This window comes from Nostoc sp. DedSLP04 (genome assembly GCF_034530775.1).
Classification (GTDB): domain Bacteria; phylum Cyanobacteriota; class Cyanobacteriia; order Cyanobacteriales; family Nostocaceae; genus Nostoc.
This window is the reverse complement of record NZ_JAVRCL010000020.1, coordinates 47,428-65,596: the sequence shown is the minus strand read 5'-3', so window position 1 is coordinate 65,596 and position 18,169 is coordinate 47,428. Positions and strand designations below refer to the sequence as shown.

Genomic DNA, 18,169 nt, shown 5'->3' with positions numbered 1-18,169 from the left:
AGAATGCAATCAGTGGGGAATTTAGACCCACCACTTGATAGTTTCCCAGCAAATTTTGAATTTGCTGGGAGACTTAAACCCTTACTCTCAGAGCCGAATTTACCGCCGTAGGTATCGCAGTAGTTCTTGTGTAGGGCAGTATTCTTCCAGCCAACGCTCTCTAAAAGACGCTCTTGCTAGCTTGCAACTCTTACAGAGTGGGCGGACTCGCTACCGCTATGCTATCCTGCCTTACGCAAGAACTACCTCTTTTGTTAAATATTTGTTGAATGACTAGAGTCATCATAGAGATTTGGAGAAATCGACCGATCGTCAGGCTTTTGAGACTGCAATTCCCAGATATCGCGTTTTCCTAGTTCTCGATCCGCTAATAGCTGTAGATGGTCTGGTAATTTAGTTGTTTGCCAAATTGACCAAATTTCTTCACTAAATAATTCTTTTTCGATTTTTCCAGAAAACATGATTTGACCTCCACGAATGTTCAAGTTTAAGTTTAGTAACTCCTAATTTAGGAAAGACAAAGTAACAAAATTGTCATTCTTCATTCTTTCGCTATCTTTAAAATACAGGTAGTATTCGCTCTTAATACTGCTTGTTAAGAAAATCTCTAACTTGTGCATATTTAAGTAACTTTTCATTACGGATATTGTCGATGGTATCGCGTCCTGTGAGGGTAGTAATCCGTTGAAAAAAGGCAAGTGTATGAGCGCGATCGCTACCAATTTGTCTACTCAAAATTAAATGCAAATCCAGGGTTAGAAATCAGCAAAGTTGCCTGACTAGCAGCTTACAGAATAGACTTCTTGTATAAATCAAATGTCCTCACCCTCAATCTCTCTTTGAAGCTGGGGAGATTACGTATCAAGCGCATATAATCATGAGCTTCTTATAGTGCGACGACTAGGACGCCCTTCGTCATCTACGAGGCAACCAGTACCAGAAGATGCTGTTGCTCTACTGGTACCGTAGTAGCCTTTATCTACGAGTATCACTCTTACCCCTTGAGCAGCAGCATTCCAAGTTGCCCAAGTTGCTGATGGATCGCCGCTTATGACTAGAACATCAGTCTCTAAATTCAGTTGCGAAGTCGAACTATTGCCTGACTCCGATTGATATGTATTCACGATTACATCTCCTAAAAAGTTTACTTGGCACTAAATTTTGAGTTTATTGGCTAACCCACCTAATTTTTCGGTATAATACGATAAGTACATCGTTTTACCGTATTATACAGTTATGAGATTTACATAAATTGTGCTAAAAAACAAGAGGCTATTAAAATTTATTGATATTACCTTGAATAAAATGCAGTCTGTGGCGAAAACTTTCTCAAAAAAATAAAGGACAAGAACTATACTTGTCCTCAATGGTTAAAATAATATATCCTGCATCGAATAAGAGTTAGATGAGACAGGGTAAAACTTTTAGCTTAATAGCCTGCTATGCAATTATCGTTAAGATATAAAGTACGTATTAGACTTTGGATAAAAAACTAACTTGTTGGCGTAAACTCTACGCCAACAAAAAACTAATAATTAATCTTGCGTATAGTTCAATACGCTTAGTTTAAGGGGTCTTGGTGTAGATAATTGGTCTTTCCAGACGCGATAAATCGCGTCTCTACATCCGGGTTTTGGGTTTATCTGAACTGTATTGGCTGACAGTTTTCTGCAAAAAAGAATTGAGCAACGATATTCTCTACAATCTAGTTGCTCTATTAAAACCTAACGAAATAAGTATTTGTTGGTAAAGTTTGGGCAGTTCCTACATTTGTAGCCAAGTCATTTTTTTTATTATCTGTTTTGATTACTGCAAACTTATCAGTAAATAGCAATACTTCACCATTTCCCGGTGTTACCCAAGCGTGGCGAGTCATTAGGTTTTTGGAGACAACTAAAAGAGATGCATCTCCACGGTAAGGCGAGATGGGTTTACCCATGAAGGTTTGATTATCTCTATTGGCGATCGCATAAGCAGCAGAAGAACCCACAAAAATTTTACTGCCATCTGAGTAAATAGTTTTAGGGAAATTGCTACTGCCGTCTCCCATCCCGGCAGTTGTAGGCTTTCTTGGAATACTTAGCTGTCCACGCTCGACAGTAAAATTAGTCAGATTAACAGTTCCTATATAAACCTTTGTCTCATCACGGGTTTGTGCAGCATTGGTATAGCTGTCTGTGGTAATCAAAGTCTTTGTTAATAAGTCTTTGCCATTCCACCTGTAGATTGAGTTACCCCCATAAACTGAACCAAGGACATAAAGCTTGTCTTCAACAATATGTAATCGGTTAAGTCTTGTGTCTGCCATGTCGTGAGCAAGATCGGCAGAATTGTAGCCCCAAAGTTTGCCTTGGTTATTTCCTGCTAAATTTGCCAAAGCAAATATTTTTGCTCCATCGAAAACCATTCGGTAAAGAAAAGCTATCTGAACGGGAATACCTAACCTCTTTTGTTGCTGGTAGCCACTAGTGTAGAGATAGCCGTTTTTATACTCAAAATCCATTACCTCAGTTACGCCATAACTCTGTTTGGCTTTAAAGTTGAGGTTTTTGTCATAAATTGATAGAGTATTTGCAGACTGGTAAATAATCCAATCTTGCAAAAATTTTACCCGTGTCTTTGAATTAGCTTTGTTGCTAACTATTTTTTGCTTAGTTCCGTCAGTTTTGATTTTTACTAGTCCTGTTGGAACAGCTAAGACATAAGTTTTGCCGTCAATTGCTACTATGTCACGAGCATCATAATTAGAGTTTGGGATTAGTTTTTTCGTCCCATTACTTTCTACTTCCCATACACCTTCAGTATTGATGACCGCAACTTTACTGCCGTTAGTGCAAGCTGCTCTTGGCGAGGAAATATTAAGATATGTAGCTAAAGCGGGGGTAGAGTAATCAAACATTGTACAGTCCTAGATAAGGTTGACTGAAAAATATTGGCTGTTCAATTAAGAAAAAAATTTTGGGAGTTTTTGCGCGTTTTTAAGCTAAACTCGTCTGAAAATTGAAGAAAATATTGGCTACGGTAAACTCAAACTCAAAGGTTGAGTAATCCGCAAAATATGCATATCTGCAAACATCGCTAAAATTAGAATTGAATTGTTTGTGGTTATGTCGTAGCGATAACCTGTTAATTGGGGGAAAGTAACTTCAATTAAGCCTCTCTGGCTGCTTTCTAATTCGACAAATACTTCACCGATACTTTCTGCCCCAGCTCACCCATCTCCTTTAACATCCCCTGAATCTTTTGCATAGCTAGAGATGAAGGATTGGTATATCCTTTCTCCCAAAGGTTTCCCGTCGAATAATTTATACCTAAAGATGCTGCAAACTGTTCTTGGGTAAGATCAGTTATGCCACGAAGTTCACGGATGAGCTTTCCAACTTCCGGTTGCTTGATTAGCAAAGGTTTCTTAATAGTCATTTAGCTAAGAACGCACCTGTTAATCTGGCGAGTGATATGTATTCTGCTACATCCTATTGGGGCTAATGCTGAATTGATAGGCGAAAATATACTAGAGTTTTTATACTTTCTTGATTTGCTAACCAAGTAATTACACGTCCGTAGATACGTATTTCCTAATGAGATTTTTAAGGCAATACGCTTGGGTTAAGGGTTGTTGGTGTAGATAATTGGTCTTTTAAGACGCGATAAATCGCGTCTCTACATCTGGATTTTGTTGCTCATTTTGAACTGTATTGATTTTTAAGGAATCAATTACGCACCGAAATAAGCAAGTAGGAGTTCTATAGAACGTTTCATTTTCCCAAACCCAGGTGATTTTGTAATGCTTGACGCATCACTTCTACAGGCAAAGTTTCCTGCTGCAACCAGATTTTTAATGCTGCTACCCCTTGTTGAACTAGCATTTCTAATCCATCGATCGCAATTGTGCCTTGTTTTTGTGCTTGCTGGAGAAATTGCGTTGGTTTAGGAATATATATTAAATCGTAAGCGATCGCACCCGTTGGTAAATTCGCGATTTCTTCTGCATTCAAAGGCGATTCATCAACTTTGGGATACATCCCAATCGGAGTTGTATTTACCAGCAGATTTGCTTGGGGAATTAGTTCTGGTAATTTCTCCCATTGATGAACCTGGAATTTCTCAGCAAGGGGTGAATTGCTCCAACTATTGCGGAATTCTTCTAATTTCTGCATATTGCGCCCAACAACATGAATTTGGGCAAAACCTAACTGAGTACAACCTGCGACAACAGCTCTTGCTGCACCACCATTGCCTAAAATTACCGCTACTTTCTGACTCCAATCTTGTTTATATGTTGTCTGCAAAGGGGCGATAAATCCTTCTATATCTGTATTTGTGCCTACCCATTTGTTATTTTGGCGGCTAACAGTATTCACGGCTCCAATAGTTTGAGCCAAAGGTGTAATTTCTGAGAGTAAGGGAATGATTGCTTGTTTGTGAGGTATTGTCACACTAAAGCCGACAACCCCAACAGCAGCAAAACCTGCGATCCCCACCTCTAAATTCTGTGGTTCAATCCCAAAAGGCAGATAAACGTAATCTAATCCTAATTGTGCGATCGCTGCATTATGCATCACTGGCGACAGCGAATGCTCCACCGGATGCCCAATTACCCCTAGTAGCTTAGTTTTGCCTGTAATTTTTTTTGTCATTTGTCATTAGTCATTTGTCAGTAGTTATTCTCCCCTGCCCCCCTGCTCCCCTGCTCCCCTGCTCCCCTGCCCCAATCCCCTCAGGTAGCCTACAATTATTAAAAGCTCCTTAACATTTCTTTAAATCATGCAGGCAACTACAGCCTCCTCTACAACTCCAATTCCTGGCAAATATTGGCAGTGGCGCGGGCACAACGTTTACTACGTGCGTGCGGGAGAGAAACAAACGCAACGTCCGCCTTTGCTTTTGGTACATGGATTTGGTGCTTCCACAGACCACTGGCGCAAGAATATCACAGGATTGTGTCAAGATTTTGAAGTATTTGCGATCGACCTTTTGGGATTCGGGCGATCGGCAAAACCAAAATTGCAGTATAGTGGCGACTTGTGGCGCGACCAACTCCATGATTTTATCAGCGAAGTGATTGGTCAAAAAGCAGTATTAGCAGGTAATTCTCTTGGTGGTTATGCTTGCTTATGTGTTGCAGCCCAACGTCCTGACAGTGCGGCTGGATTAGTGTTGCTCAATAGTGCCGGCCCTTTTAGCGAAAGCCAGTCGACATCAGAACCGGAAGCTTTGCAAAGCGAAATTCAGCCACCCAAAAAACCCTCTTCTTTAGAGAAACTTCTGGGTGACTCAGTTAAATGGATTTTTCAACAACCTTTAGCTCAGTTTGTGTTATTTCAATACGTGCGACAACGTTGGGTAATTCGCCAAACCTTAGAAAAGGTATATCTTGATAAAAGTGCAGTTACAGATCAATTGGTAGAAGAAATTTCTCGTCCTGCTTTTGATCCGGGTGCGTTGGATGTATTTGTTTCAGTTTTTAGCAGTCCTCAAGGGGAAAAAGTTGATGTACTATTAAAGCAATTAACTTGTTCTCTGTTGATGTTATGGGGAGAAGCCGATCCGTGGATGAATGCTAGAGAACGTTCTCGAAAGTTTCGTCAATATTGCCCGGAATTGACAGAGCATTTTTTAACAGCAGGTCATTGTCCCCACGACGAAGTACCCGATAAAGTAAACCAACTTTTACACGATTGGGTTTTGTCTATTGACTAGGGAGATTAAATCTCATTAGAAAATGATGTTGAGAGACGCAATAAATTGCGTCTCTACTTGTAAATTTTTCTATCAAAAAGATAGTTAGATAAAAAAGAAAACTACCATTAAGCTGAAATCCCTGTTACAACAATCCGCGAGCCTTCTAAAAACTTTTCTACTTTGATTTGTGTTCCTAACTCCTCTCCCAAAGCGGGAACATGAGTAATTACGCCAACCAGTCTCTCTTGTTTTCCCAAAGACAGTAGAATATTTGAGACACTTTGCAGAGTTTCGGCATCTAATGTTCCAAATCCCTCATCTATAAACAGACTGCCTAACTTAGCTCCTCTAGACAACTTTTCTGAAAGTGCCAGAGCCAGTGATAAAGAAGTAGCAAAGGTTTCACCACCAGATAGTGTTTGCACTCGTCTCGATTCGCCACCACTCCAGTTATCTTCTACTTTATAGTCTTTTTTTTCGTATTTCAATGCATATCGCTGTTCTGTAAGTTCGAGCAGAAATACTGTTGCTTGTTCTACTAATTCTCGCTCAAAATGCTGGAGAATATAGTCTTGAAATCGATCCGATCTCAACTCTTTGGATAAAATTTTATATATTCCTAGCTCTTGTTGTTTGCTAGATAGTTGTGCTTGCAATTTCTCTACTTGCTCTTGCTGTTCTTCAGCTTTAGCAATCACAAGTTTTAAATCGTTGTATTCATCTTGTGCTTGTTTATATTTTTCTCCAGCATCAGCTACAATTTTTTCATACTGTGCAATTATTTCTGCCTTAGTAGTTCTGTCACCAATTGCATCAGTTTCTCGCTGAACGTTAGTTTGCAACTCAATTTTATTAGTCTTGTAATCTTCAATTTTTTGCTGCCATTGATTTTGTAATTCTGGATCTACTTTAGATTGTTGAAACATTTTTTCTGTAAAGTTTACAGATAGTAAACTAGTCTGCCATTCAGTTTCTAGGTGTTGTTTTTCAGTAGAAGCTAAATCAAAGTCTTTTCTTGCTTTGACATCACTTTGTTGAGCTTGCCGAAATTCATCGCGAGCAGTTTGATAGTTATGGGTTTGATGCTGAATACGATGCTCTAACTCTTGTTTATCTCGTTCTAGCTTTTGGAATAAATGATCGTAAGACTCACTTCCAGTAAGTTTGGATAGTTTGTCTGATATTTCCTGAAGTTGTGTTTTTTGACGTTCTACTTCATGTGCTGCATCTTGATGTTGGGTTTGCTTATCTGATAAATTACTTGTTGCAGACTTTAAATTTTGTTCGCTTACTTGAACTTCTGTAACTGTTTTCTCTTTATTTCTTAAACATTGTTGATACTTAGCGTCACTTTCATGTAATGCTTGGCGTTCCTGTTCAAGTACTTTAACTTTCCATTTGTCTGTTTTTAAGATAACAATAATTTGTTGTGTTTCTGCCTTCAGATCGGCTTCTTTTTTTGCTAATATTTGACGACATTCAATTTCTTGTTTTTTTAGATTATCCCTGATTGTTTCAACTTTAGTTTTAGTATCAGCAGCTTTTTGACGGATTTGTTCAGCAGCGCGATCACGTTTTTCTAGCGTTTCGATATTATCAGAAGATTCTAGTTGTGGTAATAAGTGGGCTTCTGGACAAACTCCACCACAAACTGGACAATCATCGTTAGTATGTAGCAATGCACGTAAAGCCGCAGCATAATTGTTTTGTCTAGCAGTATCTAATTCAACACGAGATTGCTCGCATTCTGCTTCAGATTTTTGGAAATTTAAAATAGCAGACAGATAATCAGACTCAGTGGTGATTAACTCTTGAGTAATTTGTTGTAGTTTGGTGCGATCGCTTTCAACTTGCTTTTGAACTCCTTCCCATTTAATTAGTAGAGGTGTAACTTGATTAAGCTGCTCTAATCTCTCACCACCAGAGGAATATAGAGACATTTCATTATTAACTCTAGTCAATATCTGATTTTTTTGCATTAATTCAGCTTCAGCTTTTTTGACAGCTTTATCAGCCTCAGTTAAAAGCTTGACTTTATCTGCTAATACTTCTTCTACCCTCTTTACTTCATTGTTAATTTGACGACGCTGTTGTTCATATATTTTGGCAGTAGTAAGAGCTTCTTCTCGCTGTTTTAGCTGAGGTGCAATTTCAGTGTGGTAGGCTTGTGCTTGATTGAATTTATCTTCTTGAATTTTAAAAGCTGATTGTTTCTCAATCAAAGCTTTGGCAGCAATCTCAACATCAGCATGAGTTTTGTCATATCGATTGCGAGCCAAATTGACTGATGTCCAGATGGCTGATAAGCGATCGCCAACTCGCGCTTGTTCTAATTGCTGTTTTAATTTACTTATGTTTATAGCTTGTTTATTTAATTCCTCAAGTTGCTCTTGCCAATCTGCTAAAGCTTTCAGACGTTGTAATAATTCTTTTTCTGCGGCTAAACCTGTTTGTGCTTTGGTAACTGCTTCATGTAATCTAAGTAATTCTTGTGAGAGAAACTCAGAGCGATCGCGTCGTTGAGAATTCAGTTCTAAATCTAATGAGAAATCCAGATTTTTTAGCTGTTCTTGAATTACGTTACATTCACCTTCAAGAAAGTTAGCTTGCTTCCCAGCCTGCGTACACATATCTGGAAAAATTTTTTCGTATCCAACCAGATTGCTTAAAATCTGACGCCGTTCAGTACTTTTACCTTTGAGGAACTCATCAAATTGACCTTGAGGAAGCAAAATAACTTTTGTAAAAGTTTCAAAATTCATTCCTAAAACTTTCTCGATAACGGCATTAATCTCTGCTTCCTTTTGTTCTCCAAAAGGTTGAAACTCGCCATTTATCCGCTTTTCTAACTTAAAAGTAAGCTGGGACGTTCTAGTACGATATAACCATGAGCGAAAGACTAAAAACTCCGTTTCATTTACTAAAAAGCGAAATGATACCTGTAATTTTAAACTCCCCTGACTCAATAATTCTTTGGGTTGAGTTTTTCTTGCTACTTTCCCATATAATGCTAAAGTCATCGCATCGAGTAAAGATGATTTGCCTGCGCCTGTTGGGCCAGTAATAGCGAATACTTCCAACTTCTCAAAGTTAATCTTTGTCTGATTGCGAAAACTGGTAAAACCTTCTAAAGTCAGTTCAAGCGGTCGCATCTTGGTTTTCCTTAATTTCCTTGTATAGTTCTTCAAATTTTGCTACAACGGCAAGAGGAGGCGTTGTGTTTAATTCTTCTTGGAAGTAGCGTTTAAATTCTTCCACTGGATCGAACTCTTCGCGATTTACAGATTTTTCTTGCTTTGATTCCACTTCTGGAAAACGTGGCTCAATTTGCAGCACTTTATCGCCACAAATTTTCCGAATTTTGTCAGCTAACCCCATTTGAGGTGTTTGCAAGTTGATAATTACCTTCAGATAGCCTGGGTGATTGCGTTGTGGTTCTAGTTTTTCTTCATAATTGCTCAATTCACATTCGACTATGTTCAAAGGTTTTTGACAGGGGATAGATATAAACTCTGGTTTTTTGGCGGGAGAACCAAGTTCAACATCAATCAGATAAAATCCCTTATCTTCTTCAGCTTCGCCAAAGTCCACTTGAATCAAAGAACCTGAATAGTAAGTAGGAGCTGCAATTGGAATTTCTTGAGATTTATGGATGTGTCCGAGAGCTATATACTGAGCTTCAGCGGGTAGGCTTTGTCCAGCCAAGGCGTAGGTTTCTTTGGTGTGATGACGGGCTTCGGAGTTAGCTAACCTAGCACCATCGATAGTCAGGTGAGCCATGAGGATATTAACGCTATCATCTTGAAAGCCGCCAGCTAAATTTTTGAGCAAGTAGTCTACCCTGTCTCTGTAGTGCTGTATTTGCTGCAATTCATCCATTGTCCAGAGATTTTCAACTGTCAATAGTCGCCGTTCTGAAGCAAAAGGCATTGCAGCTACACGCAATTTGCCATTGAGCGTTTTTTGGGTAATCAAACCTCCTTGGTTGACGCGACGAGGTTTCCCTAAAATCTGCACGCCAGCTAAAGACAAGAGATTAGCGATCCCATCAAAGCGGGAAGCAGAATCGTGATTACCTGCGATCGCAATTGCTGGGATTTTGGCATTTCGCAACCCCTCAAAAAACTGATACGCAACTCGTTCAGCATCAGATGGAGGATTAGGAGTTTCAAAAATATCGCCTGCGATTAACACCGCATCAACTTCTAATTCTTTGGCTTGTCGTAAAAGTTCCTGAAGAGCAAATTCAATTTCCGGGGTACGATCCTTGCCTTTGAGGTGACGCCCCAAATGCCAGTCAGATGTATGAATTAAACGCACAATTCCTCCTAAAAACGGTCAATATCAGCTTCGATGCTGGTAATTTCTGCTTGGCTTAAAAACACTTCTTCTTTGCGAGTGGCGTAAGCGGGGAAGGGGAAGTTAACTAAAATTGGGGCGGGGACTTCTGGTTGATGCACAAACATTGTGCCAGATTTTAGAAATAAAGCTCGCTTGCGACAAGAACCCGTCAGAAAGTTGTATTCTGGACGTTCTGCTTCTGCTGAATCTAATCTCCCGACAACACGAATAGCCGCTTGTCCCACAACGCGCCGTTCGACTTCTGAGGCTGTTTGCTGGGCACCAATTAAAATAATTCCTAGCGATCGCCCGCGTTCTGCAATGTCTACCAGTAAATCTTTAATCGGGCTACGTCCATCACGAGGCGCGTATTTGTTCAACTCATCAAGGACAATAAAAACAACAGGTTCTCTTCCTTGCTTCTCTTTTTGAAAAAATAGCTTTTGTAGTAAAACACCCACAACAAATTTTTGAGCACGGGCACTGAGTTTGTGGATATCAGTGACAGTCAGTTGAGCATCTGAAGCTATTGGATTGAGTTGGTATTTAGCAACTTCATCTGGTGATAAATCACCGCGAATTAAATGGCTAACTTCACTACTGATACCGTACAAACGCCGAATCATTGCTTCTGCTGTAGCTGGGACATTTCGTCCTAACCAACGCCTATTTTCTTCTCTATCTTCATCGTTAAGCAGTTTGTCTTCTAAAAAGTCAATTAATTCTCTAAATGTCTTAATCTTTGTTTTATTCTCTTCTCCAAAGGCTTCTACTTCTAAATGAGCTTGGACTTTGCGCCGACTGTTGCGATCGTTCTGGTCATTTTCTTCTGCTACCCGTGCTAATCGTTCTTCTACCGTCGTCACTAAATAGGATAAATTTCCTCGGTCTAAATCTTCACCAGTAAACAAAAACCGAAACAGGCGATCGCGGCACAGTTCCCGAATACTCCACAAATAAACTGATATCCCTTCAGAACGCTGTTCTAAGTCAGAGTCAACAGTCCGAGAATCTCTTTTTGGCGCAGCCCGAAAACTTGCACTTTTAAAAGGTTGTACTGGCAATTTTAAAATTTCATATTTATTTTTATCTTTTTCTTTTCCTGAATTACCATAAATTTGATTCAGCTTGTCTAAAAAGAATAAATCTTCACCCTTAACATTGAAAATCAGTGCTTTCGTATTAGCTTTGTAAGAACCTAAAGCCGGAGAATTGAAAATTGAATATAGTAAAAACAAAGCGTAAGATGTTTTAGTAGCCACACCAGAAACACCAGAGATATTTACATGAGCGCCTTTTTCACCATTGATAAATGAGTAGTTAAAATAAGCCGCATTGCCGTTATTCATAATACCAGCCGGAATTGGGGTATCCATGCTGTCAAAATATAATGCCGATGCTAACTGCTTATCTACAGCTAGGCGAACCGGATCGCCCGGTTGTGGAGGTAAATACTCTTCTGGCTCAATTCTTGTGACTTGGACGTGAGCAGTGTAAGAAATATTTATTGGTAAAATACCTTCTTTGGCAACTAAAAAAGTATCAGTATCAAACTGCGCTCCTTCGTATTGAGTGCGAACATAGTCTACCACACCGTAAAAACGCACAATTCCCGCACCATCAGGACGTTGAGTTTGCACCTCTACAACATCATCTAGCCGTAAAACTTTTTTGACATCCACTGCAATCCAAAATTCCAAAGGAGTAGCTTCTTGAGTACCAAGTACAAAACCGATTGGTTCAGAAGATATCATTTATTACCTCCAAAAGATGCCAGAAAACATTGCAGCCGCCGCTTAATTAGTATTGCATCACCCATTCTTCTGCCTAATTCCCGTTCCAAAGCGCTAACAGGTGCGAGGTTTTGTGGCGCGCGCGGATCTCGTGATGGATGGGAAGCATAATTGGGAATTAAATAGCAAGTTTGATTGGCTATTTCTTGAGCTTTTTCAATGTCAATTTTGCTAGATAATTCCAGGCGCACAATACCATGTAAATCGTGGTAGCCGAGTTGTTGTGGGGAATGTTGATAATTACCAGATTTTAAATACCATGAGTATTGCAATCTATCTTTAATATTAAAAATAGGCGTGCGTTGTCCTGGTAATAATTTCCATAGAAGGGCAGCATATTTTTCAGACAAGTATTGTTTATGCATTGTCTTAATGTAGCCCAAGGTAAAAGTTGGAGATTCATATCGTAATGCTCCATCTTGAATTACCAAAGTATTCGTATCTTTTATATCTAGTTTGCTTACTAGCTGTTCTTCTGCGGCTAGCATGGCATTTTGAACAATTGCACTTCGAGCTTCAGGAGTATTTGGTTGATTGCTTTTAATTGCTTTGTAGAGTAATTCTGCTTTACTTCCTAAAGGACAAGGGATGGATGTTGATACAGCCTCTTGCTCACCGCCAAAACCCAAAACTCGACGAACATCAATTTCAATGCAACTCGCCTTGGGAATAGTTTTATCTACTACCACCGCACCCACAGCAATTGTTCCAAACACACCGTATATTATGGTGTTGCCATTGCCACCAACGAGTCCAGCATCCAGGCGACGACGCCCATCAATAAAGATAAGGCGATTAGGTAGCGATCGCGGTTCAGGCGACTGAAAACATTCCCAATTCTCAGTCTCTACTGTCGGGTTAACATCGCTTTCAGAGAGCGAAAGTTCATCACTGATTTGAATTGGCGGCTCATAGTCATTCCCCCAAGGCTCCAAGCGAAAATTATGCGAGCGCCAGAAGTTACTTACATAGTTCTCCTCAGACATTACCTTGTGTTTTGTGTCGTAAATTATATGTTTTCAATGTTACTCGTAATCTACGAATAATTGTCAAGTTTATGGATTAGTTTTGGCAATTTTTGTTGATGGCTATCAAAATATGAACGAATCCACCTGTAGAAAAGGCGATCGCTAAAGAGCAAAGGAATTTTAGCGGTTCATTACCAGCTAAAATTTGCCCTGTCAAGTTTAAAATACACTTATTTAATTATTTAAAAACGTAAAATTTAATTTCTTGCTCTATTTGGTCACTAATAATCTCAGTTCCCATACCGATTTTATCGAGGTTAACCCTCACAAAATTTGTTTTATCTTCTTTTGTAAACTTTTTATCATTATCCGAGTCTTTAATAATTTTTAAAAAAATTGCATTTTGACCTGGAACAACAACCCAACTGATGATTCGAGTATTATTTGGGGTAATTTGCTGGAGGTTCTTACCTGATAAATCTGAAAGATAGGCAATAGTAGCATCTTCGCTATTAAGTTTTTTATCTATATTTGTATCTTGGTCAATGATTTTATATAACCAAACTCTTGTAGTAGGCTTGTTAGCCGCTTTTACTTCCAATAAATCGAAGGAAGCGACAATGGCTTTTTTATTTAATAAAAGATGAGCTTCACCACCTTGCTTTTGATAAAAGATGATGTTATACAATTGATTATTTCTTTCCTTTTCATAAGAACGTGAAAGGTTTAAATCAACTCCTTTATCTTCATTTTGTTCTGCAAGACTAACAGGAATCATCAGATAATCTGATTGTTCTTTAATAATTAAATCGCCATAGATAAGATTTTGTTGTGGCTTCGATTTCTCAGTTACTTTTGCCTGTTCTGCATTTTTACTAACAGAAGATTTACAAGAAAAAGAAAGGGCAGCTACAATCATAGCTGTAGTAATCTTATTTAAAAAGCGATAATTTTTCATCAAATTTTCCTCGCAGGATATGTTGCTGTCTTATTTTATTCGCTGCTGGAAAATTAGCTAGAGTCCAATACGCTTTAATACAGTTCAGCTAAGACTAAAAATTATACTGATGTAGGTTGGGTTTATCTGTCGCTCAACCCAACAAAGCCCCACCCATAATCTCTGCCGTACTGAGAAAATCATATTACAATAAAATGCCAAAAACCTGGTCGAGGTTGACCAGGTTTTATCGAGTTTACAGATTTCAAATTTTAAACTGATTAACTAACTGAAGGTTAATAACTAGGGTGGACTAAAAAAACTAACAAACTCAGCATTCTTGCGTTTTTCCGCTTTAGGATTTGGCTTTGCCTTCTACATTAGGCTTTTTTGCCACTTTTATCACATTTGATATGCTGAAATTTGCTTGGGCTGATGACGAGGGGACACTAAGTCATTGACCCTTTTGTTTGGTTTATTTTGTTTGGTGTCCTGCTATCTAAACTATCACTTACATTTGTGAGTTGCAACCCTTGGTTTACGAAAGTTGACGTTTTGTTAGATTTTGCAATCTAGAGCCATAAATTTGATCCCTGACCCTCCTTTGAAGAAAGTTAAAGGGATCTTAGATAGATTAAGCATCGCAACCAAACTACATTGTCATCAATTCCACATAATCTGATTGTCATCCAGACGATCGGTGATAATACTGCCAATGGCATCAATTTCTGGCAATTCGGCTGTAGAAAGCTTGATTTGGGCGGCTAATGCATTTGGCGACAAGCCGCTATGACGCGTCTGTGCGTTTGTTTGAGGTTGAGCAATTAATCAGGCTAAAGCTAACTGAACAAGGGTACAATTATTAAGAAGAGTTATGGGACGCAGTTTTTCTAGCGCTTGTTGGGCAAGTTCAAAGTTTCGCCTTGAAACAGTTTATTTTTAGCACGGTTATCTGTTGGGTCAAATTTATGACCGAGAGCAAATCTTCCTGTTAATAACTCCTGTGCTAAAGGCGAATAAGCAAGGATAGAAATATTGTTTTCGATACAATAGGGCAATGCATCTTGTTCTACCTGTCTCCAGAATAAAGAATAGGGTGGTTGTAAACTATCAATACGTCTATAACTTGCTGTTTTTGCTAACTGGACGCCAGAAAAATTGGAAACACCGATCGCTTTCCTAATTTATTGCCTTGGATAGGTTCACACTTTATCAGTCTTAGCTTCAAATTAAATCAGAGTTACAGTAGATGCCGATGGAATTGACTACAACTTTTCATGCTCTCAAAGAATGGGCAGTTGCCATAAATGCCTTGGAAAGTGGCAAAACAATTATGTTGCTCCGCAAAGGCGGTATCCACGAACGAAATGGACATTTCCAAGTTGCTCACAAGCAAATTCTGCTTTATCCTACTTATGAACATCAACAAGCTTTCATGCTGAAAGCTGAATATGCCAATAACGTCTATCCAGTAACATCAGGCTGGCATCCTGAAACAGTTCGCATTGGTAGTTGGGCTGAAATTACAGATATTTTGCCCTGTAGTGACGAATCTATTGTCAACAACTTACTTCCCTTCCATATTTGGAACGAGCATTTTATTAGCGATCGCCTCAAATGGAAAGCACGTCAGCCCCTTTATATCCTCCTCCTACGGACATATAAACTACCCCTTGAGCAAGAAATTCCCTATTACGCCAAATACGCTGGCTGCAAGTCATGGATTGATTTAGAGCGAGAAATTCAGTTACAAACAGCACAACCAGTTTTATCTAACTTTGCATACAGCCAATTAGTAGAGACAATTCGCGAGATTGTCGGCGATAAGTTGTATGCTCCATCTTTCTAATCAACTAACTTGTTGCTCAAATCCCCGACTTGTTTAAAAGCCGGGGATTTAAATTTAGCTTATAGATAAATACGAAATTGCTTCTCGCGATCGAACAGACGATTGTATACAACCAACATCAAAATAGATTTTATATTGTTTGCTCAGAGTGTTTAATCAACGAAACTTTATAACTAACTTCTAGAATCTGCGCTTATATATCTCAACAGAAAAACAAATAGTCTGATTCCGAGCCTCAGCCAAAATAGTAGTGATTGTTACACACGATCGCAAAAAACGCGGATAACATGAGAAAAATCTCACCCAATAAACAAGGTGAGCCAAGGCTGTTTATCTTTATGTCCCGTTAGCAGCTGTCTTCCAGGCTATAAGTTATTAAGTAATTATCTCGCAGTGGATAGAACTTAATTACATTTTGTCTAAAGTACTAGGCAAAAATTATCCCCAAGGGTGATAATTAGCTTGACAAAGATAAGCTATTATGCATCATTAGCTAAAAGCAAAGGAGTTTGCAATGCATCGACAAATGTGCTGGTTATCTAAGTCTGGTGGCGATGGAGAGAAAATTTTGTATTTGCAGACAGAACCCAATCAACCTTGGCGTCCTTACACAGCTTTTGGACATTTTGCAGTCCCAGATTATCAAATACCAGGTGGCTCTAAAGGTTGGGCAACTTATCAAAAACTTTTGAAAGCAGGTTGGACACTAGTACCTAGCGCACGGGCAAACGAGTTTGGCAGCAGCAGCTACGCAGAGTCAACAATCCAAAATCAATAGTCATTTGTCATTTGTCATTAGTTATTTTTTGTGTCCCCGCGTCTTCCTCACAAACCTCTGGGGGAACCTTCGCCGCGAGGATCGGCGGCTCCTTCTAAAATTCCATCAGATGTAATAGCGATCGCGTTACCATTACCCCAAGGAGTAGTTTCCTTAATTTTGTGCCCCCGACGGCGTAAGTCTTGCAAAGTCAAAGCATCCAAGCCCCAAGATTCAACGCGCAACTCATCTGGCAGCCATTGATGATGTATGCGTGGAACAGAAATAGCCGCACCAACATCCATGTTGTATTCCAGCACATTCAGGATTACTTGCAAAACCTGGGTGATGATGGTGCTACCACCAGGCGCACCCGCCGCCATCCGAAAATGACCATTTTCTGTGACAATTGTGGGAGTCATACTGGATAGAGGAGTTTTGCGGGGTGCAATGCTGTTGGCATCGTTACCAACTAAACCAAAAGCATTAGGCACTCCTGGCGCAGCGGCAAAATCATCCATCTCATTGTTGAGAATAATTCCAGTTCCCGGTGTCACCACACCAGCACCAAAACTGAGATTAATGGTGAAAGTCAGACTGACGGCGTTGTGTTGTTCATCCACAACATTCAGATGAGTGGTTTGGAGAGATTCGTGCGGAAGACAAGGGGATGAAGGAAGACGCAGACATTTTGAATTTAAATCTCCTGGCTTGACTTCGGTGGAGGGTCGAGCCATTTGCATATTAATTTCTTGACGGCGTTTTTTGGCGTAAGCTGGACTGAGCAGTTCTTGTACAGGGACTTTGACAAAATCAGGATCGCCTAAATATTTTGAGCGATCGCTATAAGCAATTTTCATTGCCTCTACCATTAAATGTATCGCGTCTGGATGATGCCATCCCAAAGATTTTAGATCGGTGTCACCGATAATATTTAAAATCTGCAATAGGTGAACGCCTCCTGATGATGGTGGTGGCATTGAGCAGATTTTAGCTTTGCGGAAGTTGCCACAAACAGGAGTGCGCCAGATTGGTTTGTAGGCTTTCAGGTCTTCGAGAGAAATTAAACCACCATTTTTTACCATATCAGAAGCGATCGCCCGAGCAATACTTCCGGTGTAAAAACTTTGGGGATTTTCGGCAATTGCTGTTAAAGTGCGTGCCAAATCGCGCTGCACCAGTTTTTCCCTTGGTTGATAAAATTCACCATTGCGAGTGAAAATTTCTCGCGCTGCGGGATTCTTGAGAATTGCTTCCTGGCGCTGGTTCAGCCTTTCGGTTAGCACATTGCCAAGAATAAAGCCATCTTTAGCGAGTGCGATCGCAGGTTTCATTACCTCTTGCCAAGAAAGCTTACCATAGCGGCGATGCACCTCATAAAGTCCCGCCACCGTTCCTGGTGTCGCTACTGCCAAATAACCATTAATACTTGCATTCGGACGCACCTTTCCTGCTGCATCTAGATACATATTTTTTGTGGCTTTTAGGGGTGCGCGTTCGCGGAAATCTAACGCTTTCATCTCGCCAGTTTTCTCAGAGTGCATCAATAAAAATCCGCCGCCACCGATTCCGGCTGAAAAAGGCTCAACTACAGAAAGAGCAAAGGTTGTGGCTACAGCTGCATCCACTGCATTACCCCCTTTGCGTAACATCAAAATTCCCGCTTCACTTGCTAGGGGATGGGCTGAAACCACCATCCCCTTCTTGCTGCGTAGGGGTAAAGTTAAGGCAGCTGATGCAACTTGGCTGTAAAAGAGGACGGTGAAAGAAAAGATTGCGATCGCAACTCGCTTGGGTTTAGCAACAGCAAGCTTTTTTATACCATTACTCATAAAGTATTAT

At 39.8% G+C, this 18,169-nt stretch carries 16 protein-coding genes and 1 pseudogene; 3 read left to right on the top strand and 14 right to left on the bottom strand.

The genetic code is table 11. From position 1 onward, the window contains the following. Positions 1 to 254 precede the first annotated feature (254 nt). From RMX89_RS13810 to RMX89_RS13785, 6 genes are all read right to left on the bottom strand, one after another. Positions 255 to 461 carry a hypothetical protein gene (locus RMX89_RS13810; RefSeq protein ID WP_322689327.1) on the bottom strand — a complete coding sequence of 69 codons (207 nt, stop codon included), beginning with the start codon at positions 459 to 461 and terminating at the stop codon, positions 255 to 257. A gap of 121 nt (positions 462 to 582) precedes the next feature. Continuing rightward, complete coding sequence (locus tag RMX89_RS13805) at positions 583 to 735, bottom strand: hypothetical protein (RefSeq protein ID WP_322674866.1); 153 nt, start codon at positions 733 to 735, stop codon at positions 583 to 585. 140 nt (positions 736 to 875) lie between these two features. Further along, the gene (locus RMX89_RS13800; protein WP_322689326.1) at positions 876 to 1,124 is read right to left on the bottom strand and encodes a hypothetical protein; all 249 of its coding nucleotides are present in this window, start codon (positions 1,122 to 1,124) and stop codon (positions 876 to 878) included. 593 nt (positions 1,125 to 1,717) lie between these two features. Then, on the bottom strand, positions 1,718 to 2,899 hold the full coding sequence (locus RMX89_RS13795; RefSeq protein ID WP_322675642.1) for a hypothetical protein: 1,182 nt from the start codon (positions 2,897 to 2,899) through the stop codon (positions 1,718 to 1,720). 272 nt (positions 2,900 to 3,171) lie between these two features. Continuing rightward, positions 3,172 to 3,420, bottom strand: coding sequence for a helix-turn-helix transcriptional regulator (locus RMX89_RS13790; protein WP_322689325.1), 249 nt, complete (start codon positions 3,418 to 3,420; stop codon positions 3,172 to 3,174). A 335-nt stretch (positions 3,421 to 3,755) separates the two neighbouring features. Next, positions 3,756 to 4,637, bottom strand: a complete 882-nt coding sequence (locus RMX89_RS13785) for a shikimate dehydrogenase (RefSeq protein ID WP_322689324.1) — start codon at positions 4,635 to 4,637, stop codon at positions 3,756 to 3,758. Positions 4,638 to 4,764: 127 nt separating this feature from the next. Here RMX89_RS13785 and RMX89_RS13780 point away from each other — a divergent pair, with 127 nt between their 5' ends. Beyond that, positions 4,765 to 5,700 (top strand): alpha/beta fold hydrolase, encoded by a 936-nt coding sequence (locus RMX89_RS13780; RefSeq protein WP_322689323.1) that lies wholly within the window; start codon positions 4,765 to 4,767, stop codon positions 5,698 to 5,700. A 107-nt stretch (positions 5,701 to 5,807) separates the two neighbouring features. Here RMX89_RS13780 and RMX89_RS13775 read toward each other — a convergent pair whose 3' ends face one another. The 7 genes and pseudogenes from RMX89_RS13775 to RMX89_RS13745 all read right to left on the bottom strand — a co-directional run. Continuing rightward, positions 5,808 to 8,834 carry an SMC family ATPase gene (locus tag RMX89_RS13775; protein WP_322689322.1) on the bottom strand — a complete coding sequence of 1,009 codons (3,027 nt, stop codon included), beginning with the start codon at positions 8,832 to 8,834 and terminating at the stop codon, positions 5,808 to 5,810. Further along, complete coding sequence (locus tag RMX89_RS13770) at positions 8,821 to 10,002, bottom strand: exonuclease SbcCD subunit D (RefSeq protein WP_322689321.1); 1,182 nt, start codon at positions 10,000 to 10,002, stop codon at positions 8,821 to 8,823. Before RMX89_RS13770 ends, RMX89_RS13775 begins: the two co-directional genes overlap by 14 nt. Positions 10,003 to 10,010: 8 nt before the next feature. Then, on the bottom strand, positions 10,011 to 11,777 hold the full coding sequence (locus RMX89_RS13765) for an ATP-binding protein (protein WP_322683670.1): 1,767 nt from the start codon (positions 11,775 to 11,777) through the stop codon (positions 10,011 to 10,013). Continuing rightward, a complete protein-coding gene (locus tag RMX89_RS13760) occupies positions 11,774 to 12,802 on the bottom strand; it encodes a hypothetical protein (RefSeq protein ID WP_322689320.1) in 1,029 nt (342 codons plus the stop codon). The genes RMX89_RS13765 and RMX89_RS13760 overlap by 4 nt, the downstream gene beginning before the upstream one ends. A 76-nt stretch (positions 12,803 to 12,878) precedes the next feature. Then, the gene (locus RMX89_RS13755; protein WP_322689319.1) at positions 12,879 to 13,001 is read right to left on the bottom strand and encodes a hypothetical protein; all 123 of its coding nucleotides are present in this window, start codon (positions 12,999 to 13,001) and stop codon (positions 12,879 to 12,881) included. 21 nt (positions 13,002 to 13,022) lie between these two features. After that, positions 13,023 to 13,742 carry a hypothetical protein gene (locus RMX89_RS13750; protein ID WP_322689318.1) on the bottom strand — a complete coding sequence of 240 codons (720 nt, stop codon included), beginning with the start codon at positions 13,740 to 13,742 and terminating at the stop codon, positions 13,023 to 13,025. A gap of 642 nt (positions 13,743 to 14,384) precedes the next feature. Continuing rightward, positions 14,385 to 14,899, bottom strand: a pseudogene (locus tag RMX89_RS13745) (aldo/keto reductase); the annotation flags it as partial. A gap of 71 nt (positions 14,900 to 14,970) precedes the next feature. Here RMX89_RS13745 and RMX89_RS13740 point away from each other — a divergent pair. Together RMX89_RS13740 and RMX89_RS13735 are read left to right on the top strand one after the other, a co-directional pair. Beyond that, complete coding sequence (locus tag RMX89_RS13740) at positions 14,971 to 15,570, top strand: DUF1802 family protein (protein ID WP_322689317.1); 600 nt, start codon at positions 14,971 to 14,973, stop codon at positions 15,568 to 15,570. Between the two features lie 514 nt (positions 15,571 to 16,084). Beyond that, on the top strand, positions 16,085 to 16,348 hold the full coding sequence (locus RMX89_RS13735; protein WP_292785151.1) for a hypothetical protein: 264 nt from the start codon (positions 16,085 to 16,087) through the stop codon (positions 16,346 to 16,348). A gap of 47 nt (positions 16,349 to 16,395) precedes the next feature. Here RMX89_RS13735 and ggt read toward each other — a convergent pair whose 3' ends face one another. Beyond that, positions 16,396 to 18,159 (bottom strand): gamma-glutamyltransferase, encoded by a 1,764-nt coding sequence (ggt, locus tag RMX89_RS13730; RefSeq protein WP_322670178.1) that lies wholly within the window; start codon positions 18,157 to 18,159, stop codon positions 16,396 to 16,398. Positions 18,160 to 18,169: the final 10 nt, after the last annotated feature.